We start from the raw sequence: 23,530 nt of genomic DNA, 5'->3' as shown, positions 1-23,530 counted from the left end.
CGGATGGGGGGAAAGAAACGGTAATCGGCGTCGGCGCGTCAGGCCGCGTGAGTGCTGAACGCCTCGTCCTCGCTGTCAGGCCCGCCGGTCGAGAGGTCGAGCGCAAAGCCGCGGGCGCGGGCCTGCTGGTCGGCGACCGAGAGCGAACGGGTATTGCGCGTGGGAGCGGCTGCCTTGCGGGCGGCGGCCACCGGCTGGCGGAATGTCACCGGCGCGGCCTTGCGGCGCGTGCCGTTCCCGTCGGTGCGGAAGTAGGCGATCGAAGCCTGAAGCTCCTCCGCCTGCGCGGCGAGTTCTTCCGACGTCGTGGAGATCTGCTCCGAGGCGCCGGCGTTCTGCTGCGTCACCTGGTCGAGCTGCTGGATCGCCTCGTTGATCTGCCCCGCGCCGATATCCTGTTCGCGGCAGGCCACGCTGATCTCCGAGACCAGTTCGGCGGTACGGCGGATGTCGGGCACCAGCTTCGAGAGCATGTCGCCGGCTTCGGCAGCAGCCTGCACGGTCTCGGTCGAGACGGCGCTGATTTCGGCTGAAGCCTGCTGACTGCGCTCGGCAAGCTTGCGCACTTCGGATGCGACGACGGCGAAACCGCGCCCGTGCTCGCCCGCTCGCGCGGCCTCCACCGCCGCGTTAAGGGCGAGAAGGTCGGTCTGGCGGGCGATTTCCTGGACGATGCCGATCTTCTCGGCGATCGTGCGCATCGCGCCGACCGCACGGTTCACCGCCACGCCGCTGGCTTCGGCATCCCTGGAGGACTGGCGGGCGATCTTCTCGGTCTGCGCCGCATTGTCGGCGTTCTGCTTGATGTTGGCGGCCATCTCTTCCATCGAGGCCGAGGCCTGCTCGGCAGCGGCCGCCTGTTCGGTGGCGCCCTGCGAGACCTGCTCGGAATTGGCCGAAAGCTCCTGGCTGCCCGCCGAAACGTTCTCCGCCGCGACCGTGGCATCGCCGACCACGCCGCGCAGGCGCTCGATCATCGTGTTCACATGGCCCAGCAGGTCGCTGATCTCGTCGTTCGAACGGATCTGGGCCGTGCGGGTAAGGTCGCCCTCGGCCACCTGGCTCATGGCATCCCCCGCCGACTTCAGGCCCCGCGAGATCAGCAGCGCGAGATAGGCCGCGGCGGCCACGGTGATGATGAACCCGGCAACACCCATGCCGATCATGAGCGAGCGCGCCGACCCGTAAGTGATCTCGGTGTCCGCGTCGGCCTTGGCCATCTTCTCCTGCTGGAGCTGGACGAGGTTTTCGACCGTCTTGGTCACGGCCTGGGCCCGGTCGCGCGATTCGCCCATGGTGAGAGCGGTGGCGGCGGCCTTGTCGCTGCGGCTGAGCTCGCTGACGTGCTGGTTCACCGGCTTGAACGCGTTCCACTGGTCGCGCAATTGCGCCCACGATGCCCGCGTCTCTTCCGAAGCGTTGGCATTGGCCTGTTCGACCTGTTCCTCCACCCGGTCGCGCCAGGTGACGATGCGGGTTTCGAGTTCGCGGATCTGCACCGGATCGTCCGTCAGGACGAGGTTCTTCTCGGAACGGACCATCATACTCACCCCGCCGTCGATGGCGCGGGCGCGGTCAAGCTGCTTTGCCGGCCCGGCCACGAGATCGCCGACCGAATCGTTCAGCGTCGACAGTCGGGAAATGCCGATCCCGATGATCGCTGCCATGATGATGAGGAGGAGGACGAAAGTACCTCCGAGCTTCAGCTTGATGGTTGCACGCATGATGGCCCCCCGGCTCAATGAAGTGTGGATGGCTGGATCGCGGCGGAATCGGTTCCGCCGACCAGTGAACGAAAGATGGCGGCAAGATCGGGCAGGACGACCACGCCGTCCTGCCGGCGAACCAGTTCGCGCACGAAGTCGCGCCGCCAGCGCAGGCCCACGGCGGGCGGGCTCTCGCTCGCGCTCTGCCGGAGCGTCGTCACCTCGTGGACCTTGTCCGTGCGGATGCCGATCTGGAACGTCTCGCCTTCGGCCTCGGTCTCGATCACGACGATGCGGCTGTCCACCGTGGCTTCGGCCGCGGGCATGGCGAAGGCCAGCCGCAAGTCGGCGATCGGGATGATCTTGCCGCGAAAGTTCACCACGCTGCCCAGCAGCGGCGCCGCGCCGGGAACGCGGGTTTCGGGCAGGAGATCAAGGATCTCGCGAACCAGCGTGGCCTCCAGCGCGAAAGTCTCCTCGCCGAGGTTGAAGGTCAGCACTTCGAGCTGGCCGGCGGCATCCCACCGGGTGGCTGCCTGGTCTTGGAACGGGTCGCTCATGGCTTATCCGGCGGCGCGAAGCCGCTCCTCCTGGTTCTGGCCCAGCATGACGAGCTGGACGACATCGAGGATCAGGGCGACACCGCCGTCGCCGAGGATGGTGGCCCCCGCGAAAGTGGCGACGTCCCGGTGCAGCGGCGACATCGACTTGATGACGGTCTGGTGGCTGCCGATGATCTGGTCCACCACCAGCCCGACGCGCTCGGCGCCAGTGGCGATGACGACGATCTTCTGATGCGGATCGGGCCGGGTGCCGGTGTCGAAGATCTCCCGCAGGCGCAGAAACGGCACCAGCCGGTCGCGCAGGGTGATGAAGCTGCGGCCGCGCGAACGCAGGTCTTCCTCAAGGCTGAGTTCGAGGCATTCCTCGACCGCGCCGAGCGGGATCACGTAGCGGCCGTTGCCCACCCGCACGAGCAGCCCGTCGATGATCGCCAGCGTCAGCGGGATGCGCAGCACCACGGTGGAACCCTCGCCCGGCGCCGACGTGATGTCGATCGCGCCGCGCAGGCTCTCGATGGTGCGCTTCACCACGTCCATGCCCACGCCGCGCCCGGACAGGCTGGTGACCTGCGCCGCCGTGGAGAAGCCGGGATGGAAGATCATCTGGAGCAGTTCGTGATCGGAAATCTGCTGGCCGGGCTGGATCAGCCCCTGCGCCTCGGCCTTGGCGCGAACGCGCACGCGGTCGATCCCGCGCCCGTCGTCGCGGATGGTGATGAGCACTTCGCCGCCCGCCTGATGGGCGGAGAGGCGAACCTGCCCAGCGGCAGGCTTTCCGGCGGCGATCCGGTCTTCCGGCGTTTCCAGGCCGTGATCGCAGGCATTGCGGATCAGGTGGACCATGGGATCGGCCAGACGCTCGATCATGGTCTTGTCGACTTCGGTGGTCTCGCCCTCGGTCGAAAGCTCGATGGTCTTGCCGGTCTCGCGCGCAAGATCGTGGACGAGGCGGCGGAAGCGGCTGAACAGGCTGGCCACGGGAACCATGCGCAGCACCATCATGGTATCGCGCAGTTCACCCGCGAGCCGCTCGATTTCCTCGGAGATCGAGCGCAGCGCCAGTTCGTTGCCGACCGCCGAACCGCTGCCGGCGGCAAGCTGCGAAAGGCGGCTCTGGACGATCACGAGTTCGCCCACCCGGTCCATCAGCTCGTCCAGACGCTCGGCGGGAACGCGCACGCTTTCGCCCGCCTTGGCCGCCGGACGGCCGGCGGGATTCGCGCCGTCCTGCGCCGGTGCGGCCTGAGGCGCAGGTGCAGCCTCCACGGCGGCGGGGAGCGCGGCGGGCGCCTGATCTGCCGGTAATTGGGCAACCGCCTCGGCAGGAACATCGTCCAGCGGCTCGATGGTGAGTTCCATGTCGTCCATCACGAAGATGAACACGTCATCGATGTCATCGCGCGAGATGTCGCCGCGAAGTTCGACATCCCAGCCGATGTGGCACTCGGTCGGCACCAGATCGGCCAGCGGCGGCACGGCATCGGTGCGCGCGGCGATCCGGCAATCGCCAAGATCGCGCAGCTCGTCCAGCAACATCAGCGGGTTGGTGCCGTTGGCCATGGCATCGGCGGGAAGCCGGAAGAACAGCCGCCAGCCGTTCCGGGCGGCGGAAGCGGCCGCAGGAACCGCACCGGCAGCGGCAGTGGCAGTGGCAGTGGCAGTGGCGGGCACCGTGTCCGCGCCGTCGATCGCGGCCTGGAGCTGGGCGAGGATCGCCGTGCCTGCGGCCTCCAGCCCGGCGCCGTCGCCTTCGATCAGCGCGCGCATGTGGTCCCGCGCCGAGAGGATCACCGCGACCAGTTCCTGCGTCGCCGGGGCCAGCCCCTTGCGCACGCGGTCGAACGCGGTCTCGCAGTGGTGAGTGAAATCGGCCAGCGCATCGAAGCCGAACATCGCGCCCGAGCCCTTGAGCGTGTGCAGCCCCCGGAACACTTCGTCGATGAGCGCGCGGTCCTCCAGCCGGTGGCCGAGGTCCAGCAGGCCCTGCTCGATCTGGTCGAGCAGGTCGCCCGCCTCGACGCGGAACGCCGCGACCGGATCCTGCGTATTCAACGGCCCAGCACCTTGCGGGAGACCTTGATGAGCTGCTCCGGCACGAAGGGCTTCACCAGCCAGCCGGTGGCGCCGGCCGCCTTGGCCTGCTGCTTCATCGCGTCATCGCTCTCGGTGGTGAGGAAGATGATCGGAATTCCGGCCTGCTCCGGCGCCTTGCGCAGTTCGCGGATCATCGTCAGCCCGTCCATGTTGGGCATGTTGAGATCGGTGATGATAAGGTCGAACCGCTTGGCGCCGGCCGCGTTCAGCCCCTCGACGCCGTCTCCCGCTTCGGTGACGTCGTAGCCCGCGCCGGTCAGCGCGATGCGGATCGCCATGCGCAGGCTGGGGGAATCGTCGACGGTAAGGATCGAGGCAGTCATTGCGGCAGTTCTCCGTGGAACCAGAATTCGAGGTCCTGGGGGGTGGGGTCCGTCAGGAAGCCCGCGCGTTCGAGCAGCGCGGCAACCGGACCGCCGGCAGGATGCGCCAGACGCAGTTCACGGCCCGCGCGCATCCAGTGATCCCGCGCAGAGTAGACGATCTCAAGAAATGCAAGATCGACTTCGACAAGTGACGACAGGTCAAGATCAAGATCCTGCCCCGCATCGAACCCGGCAAGAATATCCTGCCTGAACTGATGCGCGGAACGCACCGTTACGGAACCTGGAACTGCTACGACCTGGCGCATCGCTTCCTCTTGGTATTGCCCATGAGCGCGATCGTTTCGGCGCAGCGGGCGGCCTTGTTATTTCTAGACGAAATCCCGCCGCGCCGGACTTTCCGGATCGGATTTTTTAATCGTTTGCGGCAGATCTTGTCATTTGCGGAAAATGGCGTGCCCGCAGCGAAATTTCCGCGCGGCGGCGCGGTTGCGGGGCGGACCGGGTTCGCCGATGCCCAAGGCGCTGGACCGGCGGCGGCATTTCCAATAGGCCTCTGCCCTGATGACGGCTCACCTTGCAGAACCCGACCTCCGGAATCACCGGAACAAGCGCCTGAAGGCGATCCTCGGCGGTTCCACCGGCAATCTCGTCGAATGGTACGACTGGTACGCCTATTCGGCCTTCACGCTCTATTTCGCGCCGCACTTCTTCCCGAGCGAGGACCGCACCGCCCAGTTGCTGAGCGCGGCGGCAATCTTCGCGGTGGGGTTCCTGATGCGGCCGATCGGGGCATGGCTGATGGGCGTCTATGCCGACCGGCACGGACGCAAGAGCGGGCTGACCCTGTCGGTCGCGCTGATGTGCGCGGGATCGATGCTGATCGCGGTGACCCCGTCCTACCAGACGATCGGCATCGGCGCGCCGCTGCTGCTGGTCCTTGCCCGGCTGATGCAGGGCCTGTCGATCGGCGGCGAATATGGCGCCAGCGCCACTTATCTCTCCGAAATGGCGGGCCGCAACAACCGGGGCTTCTTTTCCAGCTTCCAGTACGTCACCCTGATCGCGGGGCAACTCGTGGCGATCTGCGTGTTGCTGACGCTCCAGGCGGTGCTGAGCGAGGCGCAGCTTGACGCGTGGGGCTGGCGCATTCCCTTCGTGATCGGCGGAGCGCTGGCGGTGATCGTGTTCCGCGTGCGGCGCGGCATGGCGGAAACCGAAAGCTTCGAGAAGGCCCGCGCCGAAGGGGCGCCGCAATCCGGCTTCCTCGAACTGATCCGCAGCCACCCGCGCGAAACGCTGACCGTGATGCTGCTGACCGCGGGCGGGACGATCGCCTTCTACGCCTATTCGATCTACATGCAGAAGTTCCTCGTCAACACGAGCGGGCTCAGCCGGGAAACGGCCTCCGCGATCAACGGCATCACGCTGTTCGTGTTCATGCTGCTGCAGCCGCTGGCGGGCGCCCTGTCCGACCGGATCGGGCGCAAGCCGCTGATGATCGGTTTCGGCGTGCTGGGCGTGCTGTTCACCTATCCCATCTTCGCGACGCTGGCGACCACCAGGAACCCGGTCACCGCCGGATTGCTGGTCATGGCCGGACTGGTGATCGTGACCGGATATACCTCGATCAACGCGGTGGTGAAGGCCGAACTGTTCCCCGCCCATATCCGCGCGCTGGGCGTGGCCCTGCCTTATGCGCTGGCCAACACGCTGTTCGGCGGCACCGCCGAATTCGTCGCGCTGTGGTTCAAGCAGGCCGGGGTCGAACACGCCTTCTACATCTACGTCACCGTGATGATTGCCATCTCTCTGGCGATCTACATCCGCATGCGGGACACCCGCCAGCACAGCCGTATCCTGGAAGACTGACGGACAGGATCAGGAGCGCCTCCGATGTTGCTTACCCAATTGCTCGTTCCCACCTACACGCAGATGCTGCGCGGGCTGGCCGCATGGCTGGACAAGGCTTCCACACAGGAAACGGCCGCCGGCGGCGATGCCGAGGCGCTGCTGTCCGCGCGGCTGGCGCCCGATATGTTCCCGCTCGCCGCGCAAGTGCGATTTGCCTGTTTCCAGGCGCAGGAAGCCGTTCATCGCCTGAAGGGCGAACCCGTGCCCGAGGCCCTTCTCGAAGTGCGCCGCGAAGGCTGGAACGCCGCAGAGCAGCCCGGCACCATCGCGCAGGCAAAGGCCCGCGTGGCCGAGGCGCTCGACCTGCTGAGCGCGCAAGGGGCCGACACGCTTGAGGGCGGCGCCGATCTGCCGATGACGATCGAACTGCCCAACGGCATGAAATTCGACATGACCGGCAGCGAATTCGCGCGCGACTGGTCGCTGCCGCAGTTCTATTTCCACCTCAACGCGGCATACGCGATCCTGCGCAGCCATGGCACCGAACTGGGCAAGGCCGACTATGTCTCGCACATGTTCGCCTACTTGCGCCCGGATACCGCGCCGCAGGCCTGATACCCCCACTTCGGCGCGCGATTGTCTCCCATGAGGAGACAGTCTGTAGCCTGACCGCAGACTAGTGGCATGGCTCCGCAGCCCATAGCGCCGGAGCCATGCAGACCCAGACCGCATCACGCCGGACCTGCTCGTCCCGCCCCAAGCCCGCCAAGGCGGGCGAGGCACGATGACTCCGTCCATCGCCGACCGTTTCGGCGTTACCGATGCGCTGTTCTCGCTCAAGTGCCTGGCGGCGGCGGCGCTCGCCTATTACCTTGCGCTCACCTTCCAGTTTCCCAAGCCGTTCTGGTCGGTGATGACCGCCTATATCGTCGCCAGTCCGATGACCGGCGCGGTCCATTCCAAGGCGCTGTTCCGCCTTTCCGGCACCGCGATCGGCGCGGCGGTGGCGGTGATCCTGCTGCCGAACCTGCGCGGATCGCCCGAATTCCTCACGCTGGCGCTGGCCGGCTGGCTGGGCCTGTGCATCTACCTCGCCGTGATCGACCGCACCGCGCGGGCCTATATGTACCTCCTGGCCGGGTTCACCGCGATCCTCGTTTCCATGCCGATCATCGACCGCCCCGAAGCCGTGTTCACCACCGCCGTCTCGCGCGTGCAGGAGATCGCGCTGGGCTTCTTCTGCGCCGGACTGGTCCATTCGCTGGTTTTCCCGCGCAGCGTTTCCGACCGCCTGCTGGCCCGCGTCGACGCGATCGTGCGCGATGCCGAGCGCTGGTCGATCGACACGCTGGACGAAGCGGGCACCGTCCGCCTCGCGCGGGACCGGCGCCAACTGGCGCTCGACATTGCCGAACTGCACCAGCTTTCCATCCACCTGCCGTTCGACACCGGCCGCAGGCGCCTGCGCGTCGGCGCGGTGCGGGCGCTCCAGCAGCAACTGGCGATACTCGCACCGCTTGCCGCCGCCGTGGAGGACCGGCTTCACGAGCTTCGCGGCGAAGGCCATGCCGATGCCCGGCTGGACCGGCTCGCCGCGCAGGCCCGCGACTGGCTGGACCGCGATGACGGCGGCTACCGCGAGGAAGCCGCAACCTTGCGCAGGCGGGCACAAGCGCTGGAGCCCGAGGTCGGCCCGGACATGGCAGCGCCGGACTTGCTGAAGCTGGGCCTGCTCGTTCGCCTCGGCGAACTGATCGAGGCGCATTGCCACTGCCGGGACTTGCGCCGCCAGCTTCACGCCCCCTCGCGCGCCGCCGTCAGCACGGACGTGCCCGCCCTGCTCGGCAGCGCGGTGCCGCGCGCCCTCCACGAAGACCGGGGCATGGCGCTGCGCTCCGGCCTCAACGCGGTGGCCACGGTCTGCATCGCGGTGGCTTTCTGGCGGCTCACCGCATGGCCGAGCGGGGACGGCGCGGTGATGATCGCGGCGATCTGCTGCTCCCTCTTCGCCGGGTTCGACCAGCCCGCCGTGCTGCTCAACAAGTTCCTCGCCGGCTGGGTGATCGCCACGTTCGCCGCCATCGCCTATACTTTCGCGATCCTCCCGCGCGTGACGGAGTTCGGCGTGCTGATCGCCGTTCTCGCCCCATACCTGCTGGTGGGCGGATCGCTGCTGGCCAGGCCGCCACGGGCGCTCATGGCAACCGGGCTGCTGCTGGGCCTGCTCAACACGGTCGGCCTCAACGAGGAATATGCCGAGCATTTCCCGACCTTCATCAATGCCGCCATCGCCCAGCTTGCCGGCGCGGTGCTGTCGTTGGTGATGCTGCGCATCTTCTCCACGGTGGGCGCAGGGCGAAGGGCGGAGCGCATCGTGCAGGCGAGCTGGCGCGACATCGGCCGGTTCGACGCTCCGGGCGCGCCCGCGCCGGGTGCCTGGATCGGCGTGGCGCTCGACCGGATCGGCCTGCTCGCGCCGCGCCTTGTCGCCACCGGACGCGATCCCGGCGCGGCCCTGCTGGACGGACTGAACGATCTGCGCGCCGGAGCCGCCCTGCTGCGGCTGGGCAAGCTCGAACGCTCGTTACGCGGGGATGCGGCGTCGGCACTGGCCGCGGCAAGGCAGGCCGTCGCCGCGCACTACCGCGCGCAGGCCGCCGCCCGCATGGCCATCACCCCGCCAAAGATGCTGGAAAGCACGATCGATCACGGCATCCGCACCCTCGCCGCGTGCGAACCTGCCCATGCGCGCGAAGGCGTGCTGGCGCTGCTGACGCTGCGCCGCGTGTTCTTCCCGCACGGCCATCCGCCGGGCAGGCCGCCCGCCCCGGACGGCATTCTCGACCGCGCGGCCTGACCCCCTCGCCATGGCCGCTTCGCGAAATGCTTGTAATCCGGCGCCGGTCCGGGAATGGCAGCCTGAAGGATCGGAACGCGGCAAAGGGGAGCGCGGCATGGAACTCGAAGACTTGCGCAGCTTCGCCATGGTCGTGCGGCATGGCGGTTTCTCGGCCGCCGAACGCGCCACCGGCGAGGCGCGCGGAAAGCTGTCCAAGCGGGTCGCCAAGCTGGAGCGCGAACTCGGCACGCGGCTGCTGGAACGCTCCACCCGCAACGTGCGCGTCACGGATGTCGGCCAGGAAGTCTACCGGCAGTGCGAAGTCATCGCCGATGGCCTCGCCGCCACCCGCGCCATCGCCGAGCGGGCACGCGAAGACGTTTCCGGGCTGCTGCGGATCAGCTGCCCGCCGGGCCTTGCCCGCTATCTCGGCGCGGAGGGGCTGGCCTCGTTCCTCGCCCGCTATCCGCAAGTGCGGCTGGACATGCACCTCACCAGCCGCCGGGTGGACATCATCCGCGAAGGTTTCGACATCGCCCTGCGCGTCGACGTGGAGGAGGAGACCGATCTTTCGCTGACCATGCGCCAGCTCGGCCGCAGCCAGCGCATCCTCGTCGCCAGCCCGGAATTCCTCGCGGGCCTGCCGGCGATCGGGATCGACATGCTCCAGAGCCTCCCGACGCTCACGATCGGCGAACACGCCGAGCATCACCGCTGGGACATGACGAGCGAAACCGGCGAACGCGCCCGCATCTTCCACCGGCCCCGGCTGTGCAGCAACGATTCCACGATCGTGCGCGAAGCCGCGCTCGACGGACTGGGGGTGGCGCTGCTCCACGAACAGGGCTGCCGCGCGGACCTGCTACAGGGGCGACTGCTGCGGGTCCTGCCGCAATGGCATACGCGCGAAGGCATCGTCCACATGGTCTTTGCGGCGCGGCGCGGCATGTCGGCAGCGCAGCGCGCCTTCATCGACCACTATGCCGCCCAGCCGTTCTTCCCGCCGCTGCCGGACACTCCTGATTGCCCGTCTCCCCGCGCCACGAACCGATAGATCGCAAGCGCGAAACCAGCTACTGCCCAACCGGGCTCTGGTACGTTTAGGTGTCGTTCAACATGATTACGAACTAGCCATGACGCAAGCTTTTGCGTATAGTCCCCAGATCACCGTCCAGAAACGCGCGTCGGTGACTGAGAGACACACTGCGCTCCCCGCAAACAGGAGAGCCGGATATGGACCTCAATCAACTTCTCTTTCACCATCAGATCGCCGTTATGCGCGGCCATCCCGGCGAAGCTCCCTCGCGGGGCTCGCGGTTCGATATCGTTGCTCACTACGAGCGGCGCATCGCCGCCTGCGGCGGGAAACGGGCACTACACCTTACCCGGACTGGTCGCGTTGATGAGGCTGGAAACCGCTTCGTCCGGGGGCGCGAGCCGATCCTAGACCTCGTGGAAACGCCGTTGCCGGCGACGTCGCCTGACCGCGCCGTCGTCCCCGAAGCAGTGGGCCGGGCCCACCGGACGCTGATGCACGCCTGCGACTTCTGGGTGCGCCATGCCCGGCTCGCCCCCGCGCCTTGTTCCGCAGCACCGCGCTTTCCGGGGCGGCCCGTGCCGGCAATCCCTTCGTCTCTGGCGCTGTCCGCCTTTACGCGGATGAGCGGCAACCGGCTGCACGAACTCGACCGCTTCCTTTCCGTCCTGCTGGATGCCGTGGCCGCGGGACATGGCGGCGACGATCACGATGACCGCCATTTCGCCAGCCGGCACAACACCTCCGGCAAGATGCTGGTCGTCGAAGGCATGCTCGGGATGGAACGCCATGCCCGCGCGCGGCTTCTGGCCATCGGGCGGATTTCCGCGCTATTGCGCCATTGCCCCAGCCCCGCCGATACACCCGCCCTGCGCGCGGACCTGCAACTGGCACTGGGCCGCGACACACCCTGTCCGCCGCGCGCAGCGCCCGATTCCCCGATCCTGACCCGCGATTCCGTGCTCGTGATCTGCCGGTTCTATGCCGCGCTGGGCGACCGGGTCCTGGCGGCGGCAGCCCGATAAGCGAGAACCCGGCGAATTCGCTGGGGACTCCGCCAAGGCGATGTTAGGCTCTCTCGTCGGGTGCGATTCCCGGCAGGCGGATCAAGAGGTCTTTCGAACTCCAGTACCAAGGAACAGGGCATTGCAAGCGGACATGGTCACCCTCGAAGCCCTGATAGTCGGAACGACTATCCTCGTTCTCATCTTCGGTTCACGGGCGGTCTCGTCCCGCTGGCAGCAAGCCCGGGTGCGGCGCGCGGTCAGGGTTTCCAAGTAGGCCGCCGGAGGGGCCGGCAGGCCCTTCTCGCAGGCTCAATCAACTTTCGGCGAGCAGGGCCAGTTCCTCTGCGCTGAACACCCGCCCCCGCGTCAGGAAGCGTTGCTCGCGGCCGTTGTCGAGGCTGAACATCCCTCCGCGACCGGGAACGACGTCGAGGATGAGTTGCGTGTGGGCCCAGGCTTCGCCCTGCGCGCGGCCGATATAGACCGGCGCTCCGCCCACTTCGCCGAGAAGCCGATCGCTTTCGCCGATGCGGAACTCCCCTTGCGGATAGCACATCGGCGAAGATCCATCGCAGCACCCGCCCGACTGATGGAACAGCACAGGACCGTATTCGGCTGTCAGTTCGGCGATCAACGCAAGTGCCGCCGGGGTTGCGGCGACCCGTTCTACCTCATTCGTCACCCCGGCGAACTCCTTCCAAATCCGCTGCGTCGGCCCCGTCCGGAGACAACGGACCGGCGCAGCGTCGCTGAATTCAACCGGCCATATCGAGAACCACGCGTCCTTCGATCTGGCCCTTGTGCATACGGTCGAATATGGTGTTGATGTCTTCGATCCGCGCGGTCTCGATCGTCGCCTTGACCTTGCCCTGCGCGGCAAAGTCGATCGATTCCTGAAGATCGAGCCGGGTGCCGACGATCGAACCCCGCACGGTAATGCCGTTAAGCACCATGCCGAAGATGTTGAGCGGGAAATCGCCCGGCGGCAATCCGTTGAGAGCCACGGTGCCGCCCCGCGCGACCACGCCGACTGCCTGCGCGAAGCCTTCTCGCTCACCGCCGTAACCAGAGCACCGTTCACTCCGCCGCCGGTTTCGCGCTTGATGATCGTTGCCGGGTCTTCGTTTCGCGCATTGACGGTGATCGTCGCGCCAAGCCTGCGGGCAAGGTCGAGCTTGGCATCGTCAATGTCGATGGCCGCGACATTGAGGCCCATTGCCACTGCGTACTGCACGGCCATGTGGCCCAGCCCGCCGATCCCGCTGATCGCCACGTAATCGCCGGGTTTGGTATCTGTCATCTTCAGGCCCTTGTAGACCGTGACACCGGCGCAGAGCACCGGTGCGATCTCTGTGAAGCTGATGTTGCCCGGCAAGTGGCCAACGTAATTGGGATCGGCGATCACATAGTCGGCGAAACCGCCATTTACCGAATAGCCGGTGTTCTCCTGCGTCTCGCAAAGCGTTTCCCAGCCGCCAAGGCAATGGACGCAGTGCCCGCAGGCGCTGTAGAGCCACGGCACCCCGACCCGGTCGCCTTCCTTCACATGCTTTACGCCCGCGCCGACCTGGCTGACAAAGCCGACACCTTCGTGGCCCGGAATGAACGGCGGGTTGGGCTTGACCGGCCAGTCCCCCTCCGCGGCATGAAGGTCGGTATGGCAAACGCCCGACGCCTGGATCGCGACCTGTATTTGGCCGGGGCCGACTTCGGGCACCGGCACTTCGTCGATCGTCAGCGGCTTTCCGAATTCACGCACGACGGCAGCCTTCATGGTCTTGGCCATTGGGTAATTCCTCTCGGGACTAGGTCCTGTTTTCGGGATTGGGGGCGCGCCCGCCCATCGGGAGAGAGCGGAGCGAGGCGCGCCGGGGGGGCGAAGCTCAGAAAAATCCGAGCTTCCGGGGGCTGTAGCTGACCAGCATGTTCTTCGTCTGTTGGTAGTGGTCGAGCATCATCTTGTGCGTTTCGCGCCCGATACCGGACTGCTTGTAGCCGCCGAACGCCGCATGGGCGGGATAGGCATGATAGCAGTTGGTCCAGACCCGGCCGGCTTGATCTCGCGGCCGAAACGGTAGCAGGTATTGGCATCGCGGCTCCACACGCCGGCACCGAGGCCGTAAAGCGTGTCGTTGGCGATGGCGAGCGCCTCGTCGGCGTCCCTGAAGGTGGTAACGGAAACGACAGGACCGAAGATCTCCTCCTGGAATATCCGCATCTTGTTGTGTCCCTTGAACACCGTCGGCTTGACGTAGTAGCCGCCCGCAAGCTCGCCTTCGAGTTGCGCGGCCTCGCCCCCGATGAGGATTTCAGCGCCTTCCTGGCGGCCGATATCGAAGTAGGAGAGGATCTTCTCGCGCTGCTCGGAAGATGCCTGCGCGCCGATCATCGTCGCGGGGTCAAGCGGATTGCCCTGCACGATCGCGGCCACGCGCTGGAGCGCACGTTCCATGAAACGGTCGTAGATCTTCTCGTGGATCAGCGCGCGGCTCGGACAGGTGCAGACTTCGCCCTGGTTGAGCGCGAACATCACGAAACCTTCGATCGCCTTGTCGAAGAACTCATCGTCAGCCGCGGCCACGTCCTCGAAGAAGATGTTGGGCGATTTGCCGCCGAGTTCCAGCGTGACCGGGATCAGGTTCTCGCTGGCGTATTGCATGATGAGACGGCCGGTTGTCGTCTCGCCGGTGAAGGCGATCTTGGCGATGCGGCTGGACGAGGCCAGCGGCTTTCCGGCCTCCAGGCCGAAGCCGTTCACGATGTTGAGCGTGCCGGGAGGCAGCAGGTCGCCAACGATTTCCGCCCAGACCATGATCGAGGCGGGGGTCTGCTCGGCCGGCTTGAGCACCACGCAGTTGCCCGCCGCCAGCGCGGGAGCCAGCTTCCATGCCGCCATCAGCAGCGGGAAGTTCCAGGGAATGATCTGCCCGACCACGCCCAGCGGTTCGTGGAAGTGATAGGCGACGGTATCGTTGTCGATCTCGCTGAGCGTGCCTTCCTGGCCTCGGATCACCCCCGCGTAATAGCGGAAATGGTCGATCGCCAGCGGCACGTCGGCGGCCATTGTCTCGCGGATCGGCTTGCCGTTGTCCCAGGTCTCGGCCGTGGCGAGGCGTTCCAGGTTCTCCTCCATCCGGTCGGCCACGAGATTGAGGATGCGGGCGCGTTCTGCCACCGAGGTCTTGCCCCAGGCATCCTTGGCGGCATGGGCAGCGTCCAGCGCGGCCTCGATGTCGGAAGCGTCGGAACGGGCGATCTGGCCCACGACCTTGCCGTTGATGGGGGAAGTATTGTCGAAATAGCGCCCGGCGTTCGGAGCGACCCAGCGACCACCGATGAAGTTGTCATAGCGGGCGGAGAAAGGAGCCTTGAATGCGGCCCGTTCCTGAACAAGTGCGTCCACGGATATATCCTCTCTTGCGGCGCCTGATGGCGTCTCGTCGTCAAGGAGTGTTGCGCAGTTGAAACGATTGCGGAAGCGGGGGGCCGTGTTGCTAGCCGCCCTGCTGTCTCATCGGCGAGACAGTTTCACCGAACGGATGATCTGCCTCAGCGCGAAAGCCCGGCCTTCGCCATGCGGCGATAGAGAGTTGCCCTGCCGACTCCGAGAATGCGTGCCGCCGCACTGGCGTTTCCGCCAGCTTGCGCCAGCGCGCGGCGCAGGATCGTGCGGTCTCCGTCCTCGAACGATGGGCCGCGCGTGTCGGTGCCGAGCAACTGGTCCAGCGGGCGTGGCTGTGCCAGCATCGCGTCGGTCAGGCGCAGTTTCATCCTTGCGCCGCGACTGGCGCCGATCACCAGATCGTCACGATCCGTCGCGAGAAGCGCGGAGCCATGAGTCGGGTCCTCGGCCAGGAACACGATCCGCGCACCGGCGAAATGCTGGCAGAAATAGTCCCGCTCGATACGCCGCGCGGCATCCCGCACGAGCGCCGACACCAGTTCCGCCATCGCCGGGCCATGATCCTGCCGATAGCTCGACACGTCGAGCGCACCAATCAGGCGGCCGCTGTGATCGTGAAGGGGGGCATCCATGCAGCTTATGCCGACATTGCGGCTGGCGAAGTGCTGGTCCCGGTGGATGACGACCGGCTGATCCTCGAACAGGCAGGTGCCGATGCCGTTGGTGCCTTCTTCCGCCTCTCCCCAGCGGCCGCCCTCGACCAGCCCGACGGCATTGAATTCATCGGCATCGCCGTCGCACACCCGGCGATCGAGCACGATGCCGGTCGGGTCGCTGAGGATGACACCGCAGCCAGATCGGCCCACCGAACGAAACATCTGGTCAAGCACCGGCTGCGCCACCGTGAGCAAGGCGGCATGTTCGCTGCGCCGATGCGCCAGCAGGGCGGCTTCGACGCGCGAACGCTTGGCTCCGGTGCCGGGATCAAGCCCATGATGCAGGAGCGAGCGGCACCAGGATGCAGTAACCGCAGAAGTGCCGGCGCTGCTCGGCGAGCGCACCGCGTCGAGTACCACGTCGATATGGCGAGGGCCGTTCCGACTCATCTCATCTCCTGCCGGGAAGATCACCGGCATCCCCCGCGAAGTCAAACGCTGAGGGATCAGTACGTGACCGTCACCGTCACCGTGTCCGTGTAGGGGCCCGGTTTTACGTACTGGTGCGTCGGAATCCGGCCGTAGGCGGTAACGGTGGCGGTATAGCTGAGCAGTCCATTGAAAGGCAGCGATACCCCGGCCGTGCCCCCCGAACCATCGCCCCACAGGGTGGTGTAGGTCGCGTCGGAATAGATGTTGTAAACCAGTTGTTCGCTGCCCTGTACCATGCGCCGAAGCGGGATGCTGCTCGCCCCGCCCGGGCTCAGGGCCACTTCGATATTGCCCAGCAAGGCGGCCACGCCCGAACAGTTTATCGTGACCGTGGCATTGGCATCGCGGGGGCCGGGCGAACTGGGATCGTATGGCCCGAAGGCAAGCCCGGTCGTCGAAGCGGAGCAGGTGCACAGGACGCAAAGCGCCTGCGCCGGCGATGCGAGGGACGATCCGGCGGCCATCGCCAGAAGCAGCAGGGTTTTACGCATCATTGTCCAGTCTTCCATGGAACTGCCGTGCAGGTAACGGCCAGCGGCGTCGCCAAGGCATCGGCAGGAGCGCTGGACGGCAGCAGGACACGGCATCGGCTCCCGCCAGCCCTCTCCACCGTCAGGATCGCGCGCGCCTGATAATCGGCAAGGAAGACCTCCCCGTCGTAACCCGTGAAAATGGCGTCTCCTTCCCCCCCGGTCACGACAAGGCCGGGTGGCAAGGGAGAACCTCCCTCATCCACCAGACGCAAGCGGACGGGATGCACCTCGCGACTGCCGAACGAGACCCGCGCGGCCTGTCGCCACCCCGGCGCGACGACCTGTTCGGCAGCGCCGAGTTCGCCCGAAATCGGCAATTCGGACGGATCGATCGATATCCGGTTGGCGACATAGGGCTGAAGACCGGTCACCACGGCCAGCCGCCCTCCCCCCGCCCTTCTGGCAATGGGCTGGTTTTCGAGCATGACGTCCACCGCGCTGGAGCCCGGCACCTCCACCACCGCCAGGGCATTGTCGACGCTGGGCGTGGCGACCAGCCCTCCGCCCGTCACGACGAGAGCGCCGCGCGCCTCAAGCCGCGCCATGATATCGCCGCCCCGCCGGGCCGCAGCAATATCGAGTTGCCCCGCAGCCGCGCGCAGGGTTGCCGCTCCCTCCACCCAGACACCGCGATCGTCTTCATATCCGCCCGCCGCGCGGTACCCCAGCCCCCGACCCGATGGCGCCGCCTTCTCATACGTCGCCGCGGCGCTTTCCTGGTCGGCATAGAAACCCACGTGGCGCCCCTGGCCCAGCGGCAAGGTCAGGCTCGCGAATCCCGATGTCACGGTGCCGTCGTCGCTGTCGAAACGCTGCGCCCCGAGGGACAGAAAAACCCGGCCCACGTTGGTCGAATACCCCACCGACGAAATCGACTGGTGGCGACGGCCCTCCACGATGCGCAGGTAGCTTGCATTGAGCCCGCCCAGCCTGCCCAGCACCAGACTGCCCGAGACGGCGAGTTCCCGCCGCGCTTCCCGCTCGCGCACATTGTCGCCCACCTGCCTGAAGCCCGCATCCGCAGCCCGGTAGCTCGCCGTGATCGAGTAGCCCGGCGTCAGGCGCTGGAACTGGACCTGATAGAGGCGGCCGTGCCCGGCATCGCCCTGCGAGGCGGCCGCGCTCAGCCGCATTTCACCGATGGGCTGGATCACCAGTGTCGCCGCGCCCCCTGCCATCCGCGTCCGCCCGCTGCCCTCGGCGCGGCCTTCCAGGGTCAGGACCGGGGTGAGGCCCCGGCGATAGGAGGCAGCCGCAAAGGCTTCGCCATAGGCGAAACTGCGGTAGCCATAGTCCTGCCGCAGCGCTCCGGCCTCCAGCGAAAATTCCGATAGGCCGGGGCGCAGCAGTGCCGTGCTTGAATAGAAGCTGCGGCTTACGGTCCGCTCGTTGCCGGCAATATCGCGCACGATCATCGTCACTTCCCCCGCTCCGGTGAAACGGGGCCGGTAATCGAACGCGAACCGGCCGGGTTCGACTGCGAGCGACTGGCTGGCGGCTCGCGATGCAAGCTCGACCGTGGAAGGCAGCAGTGCGCTGCCGCTGACAGAGGGGAGCGGATAGGTTATCCGGGCGGGATCGAGCGAGAAATCGGTTCCGAAGCGAATACCTCCGAAGCGGGCCGACTGGCTCCATGCGGATCCTCGCGTAAATGTGTCCCCCACCGAAAGGCGCTGGTTTTGTTCGGGAAAATCGCGGACAAAGGTGCTGTCGAGGCGGGTAACGGATGATCGCGTGCTTTCGGCCAGTGCGCTCGTGCCCGCCACGCCCCACGGGCCGGATACTCCGGCATCGACCACGGCGGAGGCAAAGTTATCCCGCTTTTGCCGCGTGAAATGAAGTTCGTAATCGATGAAGGCCACGGGGACCGCCTCCGCAACCGGCACCGCGCGCTCGCTGGCGCCGATGCGCGTTTCCGGCAGATGAGCCGGATCGACGTCGAGCAACAGGTTTGCGCCATCGGGATCGAGGCGGCCGGAAATGCCCTGTTCGCTGCCGATCTCCAGATAGCTTTCACCCTCGAGCTGCACCTCGGTACGAAACGCGGTGACTATGCCCCACTCGCGCAGGTCGGACACGCGAACGAAAATTCGTTCACCATCCACGACGACGAGACCCGGCCGCTGGAGATCGCGGCCGTTCAGCACGATTCCCACCGGCATAGGCGTCTCGCCCTGCTGCGCCTCGGCCGCCGTGCCGCAAAGACAGGCTGCGACGGCAAATGCCGTCCATGCCGGACGATAGCGTGAACGCCTCGCCATGGCGCCTCCCTGTCACTGGCCCGCGCCGGCCGAAACGGCGGCTCGTGACGGGGTGATCGATCCTTCGTCGGTCTGGATGAGGACCTCGGCGATCGGGCTGGCCTGTGAAAGCGCTACAGGAATCTCGAAGTGCCCTCCCGCCAGGAGGTAAAATCCGCGCTCGACCCGCTGCCCCGCGCCGGAAGACGGTTTGAGTTCCAGTGAGATAGCCCGGATGTGCCGGCTTCCGCTATTGGTGAGAACAACCGATTGCCCTCCTTCAGGCGTCCTCACCAAGGTCCACGAGATATCGGGGGAGGCCCCGTCCGGCGCCCGAAACACGGGCACGCTGATGCGCAGGAGCGCGCGGATTTCCCCGGGCACGGTAACGCTAACCGGCGTGAGCAGTTCATCGAACACCAGCCGCCAGGTCTGTTCGATGGCACCTTCGGCCGGGGGCAGGCTGCAGCGGATGAGGCGCGACTCCTGCGCCTTTAGCGTCACGATCGTCGGATTGATCTGAAATCCCACCGCCGTATCCAGCACGTCCGCGCCGCGTTCGTCCTTGGACCAGCGATAGCCGCGAACCTGAACGCTCACCGGCTGGTCTCCGTCATTGGCGATGCTGAGCGAGCAGAACTGCTTGCCGGCCTGCACCTCCACCCGGATCGGCGTCACCCGCAAGGCGCTGGCGCCCGCGCTTGCGCCGAATGCGGACAATGCCGCCAAGACGGCCAGCGCGCCGAGGACGAACCGCCGGGGACCGGAAGGCCCCATGTTCAGTAATTGACCGTGACGGTCACACTGTCGGTATAGGCGCCGGCCGGGACGTTCTGCGACGCCGAGATACGGCCGTAGACGGTCAGGAGCGAAGGCACAGCGGTAGCCGTGGTCGCGGTGGGCGTATCGGTGCCGGGCGTGTTGCCCCAGTTTGTCGTGTGGTTGATGTCGCTATAGAGAGCGTAGGACAGCCGGTTGGTGCCGTTGGCCATCTGCCGGGTGGTGACGGTCGCGCCGCTCGTCGAACCCGGATTGAGGCCCACGGTGAAGGACGTGCCGCTGGTACAGGTGACGGTAATTGTGCTGTTGGCATCCTTCACCGATCCCGAGGTGGGATCGTAGGTCCCGAATGCCAGCGGGGTGGCCACCACGATGCAGGCCGACTGGACGGTGGCAGTGACAGCCATCGGCGCGGTCGCGGTGGCCGCATGGGCGCCGGTGGTCATGAAGGACGCGGCGAGCATGGCAATCGCGGTGGCTGCGAAACACGTCCCGGGGCGGAATGAGATGCGATGTGAGTTCATGTCGCCGCATCTAACGGAAAGGCTTTGAGAATCTCATTCGCACCGGGTTTCGGTCTTTGCGGAGAAGCCAGACATCTTTGCTTCAGACCCACGCTCGCCCAAAGGCAAGGGCCAGGCCCTCGCGCGAAGGTCCTATGCCCCTAATCTGTTTGTACTAATGCGGAAGCGCTGATACCGTCCAGGTCATCCGGGCGGCTTGGGCAAAGGTCCAGCGCGCTTCATTTTTCGCGGTGCGCCGATTGATAACAGGACAGCTTTGATGACCCTTCGCCCCGTCGCAAGGCACCGCCGCCACTATGTCATGGCGGGGCTCGCGCCGCTCTGCATCCTTGCCTCCATCGCGCCGATGCCGGCCATGGCCGACGAGCCGATGGAAGCCTTGATCGGCAAGGCCGGCGAGCGGGACTCGGACGGCGCCGTGCTGATCGACCTGCGTTTTCTCAACACCGCCGCCACTCCCGCCACAACCACGTTGCCCGATCGGGTGGAAGCCCTGATCGTGCCGAAGGCCGGCAAACCTCGGTATCGCTCGAACGTGCACCCGGTACGCCCGCGCAGATCACCGTCGCGCCCGGCGGCTTCGGCCGGGCGCGCTACCGGCTTCCGGCAGACAAGGCCCCCGATGGAGCGCTCGTTTCGATCCCGCGGTGGAGCGGGCAACAGATTGCCCTCCATCTTGCCCCGCCGCCCCCGCCATCATCGCAAGCCTCGCCCCCGGCACAACTCGCGCAGAACGAGCCTGTAACCCATCCTGTCGCCGCTCCCCCGTCCGACCGGAGCGCGGGCAATGCCTTCGTTAACAATCTCGCACCCTACGAACCGATCTACGCCGTCTACGGGCCTGGCACCAATACCGAGGCCCGTATCCAGCTCAGCTTCGAATACCGGCTGTTCGGCTCCCGCCACGCTGCCGACCTTCCCGGTTCCTGGCGGGACGGCCTTCATCTGGCCTACACCCAGCGCATGTTCTGGGACCTGCGCGCCCGCTCGATGCCGTTCCGCAACATCGACTATCAGCCCGAGATCATCTACGTCACGCCCAGCAAAGTGCTGGAAAACGGCATTTCCCTGGCTCTGCAGGGCGGCTTGCGGCACGAATCGAACGGCCGCGACGGGGACGATTCCCGCAGCATCAACAGTATCTACATTGCCCCGATGGCCGCGATCCCGCTTGGCCAGGACCGCCGCCTGATGATCGCGCCGCGCCTGACGTTCCCGGTCGGAAGCACGTCCGGCAACCCGGACATCCTCCACTACCGCGGCAATACCGGATTGTTCGTGCAGTATGGCGAGGAAAACGGCTGGCGGCTATCTGCCACCACGCGCCTGAACCTGTCCTCGGGCAAGGGCGCGGTCAACGCGGACCTGTCCTATCCGCTGCCCCGCCTGCTGGGCGGCGGGCCCGATCTCTACCTCTTCGTTCAGGGCTTTGCCGGCTACGGCGAGAACCTGCTCGACTACAACCGTTCCACCACACGCCTGCGCATAGGCTTCGCCCTGGTTCGTTAACTGCCCAGGGCAGCCCGCTCGATATCTTCCGCGGCGGAGGAAACGAGCACGTCCAGCGTCCTGACCACGACCTGATCCCGTCCCTGACGCTTGGCATCGTAGAGTGCTTCGTCGGCAAGGCGATAGAGCGAACGGAAATCCGCGCCGGTCGCGGCTTTGGCCAGCCCGATGCTTACGGTGACGTTGCGCCTTCCGATCGCCTCGCCATGATCGCATGCGGCGATCTCCCGGCGAACGTCCTCGGCAAAGCGCTTGAGCGCGAAGTCTTCGAGACCGGCCACCATCATCGCGAATTCCTCGCCGCCGAGCCGCGCGACGGTGCAGGTCCGGCTTTCGTGAGGGCCGATCTGCCGGGCGATCGTGGCCAGCACGACATCGCCTGCCTCGTGTCCGTAGACATCGTTGATCGACTTGAACCAGTCGACATCGATCAGCAGCAGGGCAACCGTGGCCCCCTGTTGCTGCGACTGTTCGAGGACAGTGCCCACCCTTTCGATGAAGCCGCGCCGATTGGGCAAGCCGGTCAGCGAATCGCGGCGGGCCAGTTCCTGGGCCTGCGCCTCGGCCTGGCGCGCCATATCGCGCTCGATCCGCAGCCGGGCGTGCGAACGCGATGCGGCAACCGAAAGCCACAAGGTCTGCCACGCCGCCGCAAAAAGGATCAGTATCTGCGAGCCGCCGCCCCAGAACATCGTGTTGGTGTCGATGAACTCGATCGAACCGAGGACGACCATCGGCACGGACCATGCCCCCGCGAAGCTGCGCGCCTCGTGGCTGCCCCGGCGCCAGGCCTGCGCGATGCAGAATGCAACCGCCAACAGGTTGGCCAGCACGAGGATGCCCAAAACCCCAGCCAGCGCATCGATTGGCCCCGAGCGCATGAAGGAAAGAGGCACGCCCAGCAGCGCCACGCAGCCGGTCAGGACCAGTGCGGCCCGCCGTGCCCAGCGGCTGACATATCCTTCGTCCAATGCGGTTACCGCGCTCAGGGTCGCCAGCGAGATCGCCAGGCATGAAAGGCCCGTGCAGATCTGCGCGGAAACAGCGCCCGCCATGCCCGGGAAGAAGAACAGGTGGAGCTGGGACCAGCAGGCGCCCCACACGATCATGCAACTGGCCCAGGCCGCCTGCCAGGCCGAAAACTGCCGCCGCACCGCCACGGCCAGCGATGCATTGTAGATGGCTCCCGCCAGCAGCAGCACGAGCGCGGCGCCGATCGACGTCGCCAGTCCGGTCGTTTGCGTGCTCTCCTCGCCGCGGCCTACCAGCCTCATGCGAAGCAGGTTCGCGCTGGCCACCTTGTCGAACCGCATCGTCACGCCCACCAGCGAAACATCGCGGTGCGGCGCACGAAAGGCGAGCTGCCGCCCGCACGCCAGTGCGAGCCGAAATCGCCGCTGCGCACGTCCTGCCGTTCCATCGCGCCGTCGGCATAAGTGAAGTAGACGAAGAGCCTGTCGAACCGGGAACTGTGGATGATAAGAGAGAGATCGTCCTGCTCGTCGGCCCCGATCGGCAGCATGTCATGCAGCCAGAGCGTACCTTTCTGATAGCCTTCCGGCTTTCCGGTGCAGGCGAAGTTTTCCGGGATCGCGTCGCCCGCGGGCACCACGGAGCTGACGGCGTGGCACAGGGGCTGCCCCAATCGCAGGACTTCCGCCGATGCGACGCCCGCCGATCCCATGCACAGAAATGCGCAGAGGAAAGTCAGGGCCCGCACGGCACGACGGAAGAATGGCGATTCGCAAACCATTGCGCAGCGACCTATGGCACATCCCCTAGTTCAACAAGGTTACTCGATTAACCAAAATCAATTGCATGGACTAACCGGCAGGGAACAGCGCCAGGGAGGGATGCTCCTTGATGGCCGCACGGGAATAGTGCTCCTGTTCAACGCCATACTCGGGCGAGAACGTTGGCGCCCCCGGCACCTTGAGGGCGCTCGAGCATTACATGGATATGCCGATATCG

At 66.4% G+C, this 23,530-nt stretch carries 20 protein-coding genes and 2 pseudogenes; 7 read left to right on the top strand and 15 right to left on the bottom strand.

All coding sequences use genetic code 11. The features are described 5' to 3' along the window. Window positions 1-38 precede the first annotated feature (38 nt). From ADT71_RS07070 to ADT71_RS07050, 5 genes are read right to left on the bottom strand one after another with little or no spacing between them, the layout of a single operon-like run. Window positions 39-1,724 carry a methyl-accepting chemotaxis protein gene (locus tag ADT71_RS07070; RefSeq protein ID WP_054435951.1) on the bottom strand — a complete coding sequence of 562 codons (1,686 nt, stop codon included), beginning with the start codon at window positions 1,722-1,724 and terminating at the stop codon, window positions 39-41. A 14-nt stretch (window positions 1,725-1,738) separates the two neighbouring features. Beyond that, window positions 1,739-2,266, bottom strand: coding sequence for a chemotaxis protein CheW (locus ADT71_RS07065; protein WP_054435950.1), 528 nt, complete (start codon window positions 2,264-2,266; stop codon window positions 1,739-1,741). A gap of 3 nt (window positions 2,267-2,269) precedes the next feature. After that, entirely contained in the window at window positions 2,270-4,321 is a 2,052-nt protein-coding gene (locus tag ADT71_RS07060; RefSeq protein ID WP_054435949.1) for a chemotaxis protein CheA, read from the bottom strand. Continuing rightward, window positions 4,318-4,686 (bottom strand): response regulator, encoded by a 369-nt coding sequence (locus ADT71_RS07055; protein ID WP_054435948.1) that lies wholly within the window; start codon window positions 4,684-4,686, stop codon window positions 4,318-4,320. Before ADT71_RS07055 ends, ADT71_RS07060 begins: the two co-directional genes overlap by 4 nt. Beyond that, complete coding sequence (locus tag ADT71_RS07050) at window positions 4,683-4,994, bottom strand: STAS domain-containing protein (RefSeq protein WP_082370197.1); 312 nt, start codon at window positions 4,992-4,994, stop codon at window positions 4,683-4,685. Before ADT71_RS07050 ends, ADT71_RS07055 begins: the two co-directional genes overlap by 4 nt. Window positions 4,995-5,250: 256 nt before the next feature. Here ADT71_RS07050 and ADT71_RS07045 point away from each other — a divergent pair, with 256 nt between their 5' ends. The 5 genes from ADT71_RS07045 to ADT71_RS07025 all read left to right on the top strand — a co-directional run bounded on the left by ADT71_RS07045 (window position 5,251) and on the right by ADT71_RS07025 (window position 11,440). Next, window positions 5,251-6,558 (top strand): MFS transporter, encoded by a 1,308-nt coding sequence (locus ADT71_RS07045; protein WP_054435947.1) that lies wholly within the window; start codon window positions 5,251-5,253, stop codon window positions 6,556-6,558. 24 nt (window positions 6,559-6,582) lie between these two features. Further along, window positions 6,583-7,155: a DUF1993 family protein gene (locus ADT71_RS07040; protein ID WP_054435946.1), complete on the top strand. Its 573-nt coding sequence runs from the start codon at window positions 6,583-6,585 to the stop codon at window positions 7,153-7,155. Window positions 7,156-7,324: 169 nt separating this feature from the next. Then, window positions 7,325-9,397, top strand: coding sequence for an FUSC family protein (locus tag ADT71_RS07035; protein ID WP_054435945.1), 2,073 nt, complete (start codon window positions 7,325-7,327; stop codon window positions 9,395-9,397). A 97-nt stretch (window positions 9,398-9,494) separates the two neighbouring features. Further along, window positions 9,495-10,433 carry a LysR substrate-binding domain-containing protein gene (locus ADT71_RS07030; RefSeq protein ID WP_082370198.1) on the top strand — a complete coding sequence of 313 codons (939 nt, stop codon included), beginning with the start codon at window positions 9,495-9,497 and terminating at the stop codon, window positions 10,431-10,433. 179 nt (window positions 10,434-10,612) lie between these two features. Further along, window positions 10,613-11,440, top strand: coding sequence for a hypothetical protein (locus tag ADT71_RS07025; protein WP_054435944.1), 828 nt, complete (start codon window positions 10,613-10,615; stop codon window positions 11,438-11,440). Between the two features lie 295 nt (window positions 11,441-11,735). Here ADT71_RS07025 and ADT71_RS07015 read toward each other — a convergent pair whose 3' ends face one another. The 8 genes and pseudogenes from ADT71_RS07015 to ADT71_RS06980 form a co-directional block, all read right to left on the bottom strand. After that, entirely contained in the window at window positions 11,736-12,104 is a 369-nt protein-coding gene (locus ADT71_RS07015) for a DUF779 domain-containing protein (RefSeq protein ID WP_054435942.1), read from the bottom strand. A gap of 73 nt (window positions 12,105-12,177) precedes the next feature. Then, a pseudogene (gene adhP / locus ADT71_RS07010) lies at window positions 12,178-13,208 on the bottom strand (alcohol dehydrogenase AdhP). Window positions 13,209-13,305: 97 nt separating this feature from the next. After that, window positions 13,306-14,825, bottom strand: a pseudogene (adh, locus tag ADT71_RS07005) (aldehyde dehydrogenase). Between the two features lie 146 nt (window positions 14,826-14,971). Next, window positions 14,972-15,931, bottom strand: coding sequence for a GAF domain-containing protein (locus ADT71_RS07000; protein ID WP_054435956.1), 960 nt, complete (start codon window positions 15,929-15,931; stop codon window positions 14,972-14,974). Window positions 15,932-15,987: 56 nt separating this feature from the next. After that, window positions 15,988-16,467 carry a spore coat U domain-containing protein gene (locus ADT71_RS06995; protein ID WP_054435941.1) on the bottom strand — a complete coding sequence of 160 codons (480 nt, stop codon included), beginning with the start codon at window positions 16,465-16,467 and terminating at the stop codon, window positions 15,988-15,990. Further along, a complete protein-coding gene (locus ADT71_RS06990; RefSeq protein ID WP_054435940.1) occupies window positions 16,464-18,767 on the bottom strand; it encodes a fimbria/pilus outer membrane usher protein in 2,304 nt (767 codons plus the stop codon). The genes ADT71_RS06995 and ADT71_RS06990 overlap by 4 nt, the downstream gene beginning before the upstream one ends. A 12-nt stretch (window positions 18,768-18,779) precedes the next feature. Then, complete coding sequence (locus tag ADT71_RS06985) at window positions 18,780-19,523, bottom strand: molecular chaperone (RefSeq protein ID WP_054435939.1); 744 nt, start codon at window positions 19,521-19,523, stop codon at window positions 18,780-18,782. 2 nt (window positions 19,524-19,525) lie between these two features. Then, entirely contained in the window at window positions 19,526-20,050 is a 525-nt protein-coding gene (locus ADT71_RS06980) for a spore coat U domain-containing protein (RefSeq protein ID WP_054435938.1), read from the bottom strand. A gap of 259 nt (window positions 20,051-20,309) precedes the next feature. On the opposite strand from ADT71_RS06980, the gene ADT71_RS33105 reads away from it, so the two are divergent. Both ADT71_RS33105 and ADT71_RS33100 read left to right on the top strand, forming a co-directional pair. After that, the gene (locus ADT71_RS33105; RefSeq protein ID WP_054435937.1) at window positions 20,310-20,795 is read left to right on the top strand and encodes a hypothetical protein; all 486 of its coding nucleotides are present in this window, start codon (window positions 20,310-20,312) and stop codon (window positions 20,793-20,795) included. Further along, window positions 20,690-21,559, top strand: a complete 870-nt coding sequence (locus tag ADT71_RS33100; RefSeq protein WP_369818193.1) for a phospholipase A — start codon at window positions 20,690-20,692, stop codon at window positions 21,557-21,559. The genes ADT71_RS33105 and ADT71_RS33100 overlap by 106 nt, the downstream gene beginning before the upstream one ends. On the opposite strand, the gene ADT71_RS06965 is transcribed toward ADT71_RS33100, so the two are convergent. Both ADT71_RS06965 and ADT71_RS33095 read right to left on the bottom strand, forming a co-directional pair. Continuing rightward, window positions 21,556-22,884 carry a GGDEF domain-containing protein gene (locus ADT71_RS06965; RefSeq protein ID WP_231635665.1) on the bottom strand — a complete coding sequence of 443 codons (1,329 nt, stop codon included), beginning with the start codon at window positions 22,882-22,884 and terminating at the stop codon, window positions 21,556-21,558. The two genes, ADT71_RS33100 and ADT71_RS06965, sit on opposite strands and share 4 nt — an antisense overlap. Beyond that, complete coding sequence (locus tag ADT71_RS33095; protein WP_231635664.1) at window positions 22,875-23,243, bottom strand: hypothetical protein; 369 nt, start codon at window positions 23,241-23,243, stop codon at window positions 22,875-22,877. The genes ADT71_RS06965 and ADT71_RS33095 overlap by 10 nt, the downstream gene beginning before the upstream one ends. Between the last annotated feature and the right edge of the window lie 287 nt (window positions 23,244-23,530).

The sequence above is a fragment of the Novosphingobium sp. ST904 genome (assembly GCF_001298105.1).
GTDB lineage: Bacteria > Pseudomonadota > Alphaproteobacteria > Sphingomonadales > Sphingomonadaceae > Novosphingobium.
This window is presented reverse-complemented; position numbering and strand designations above follow the sequence as displayed.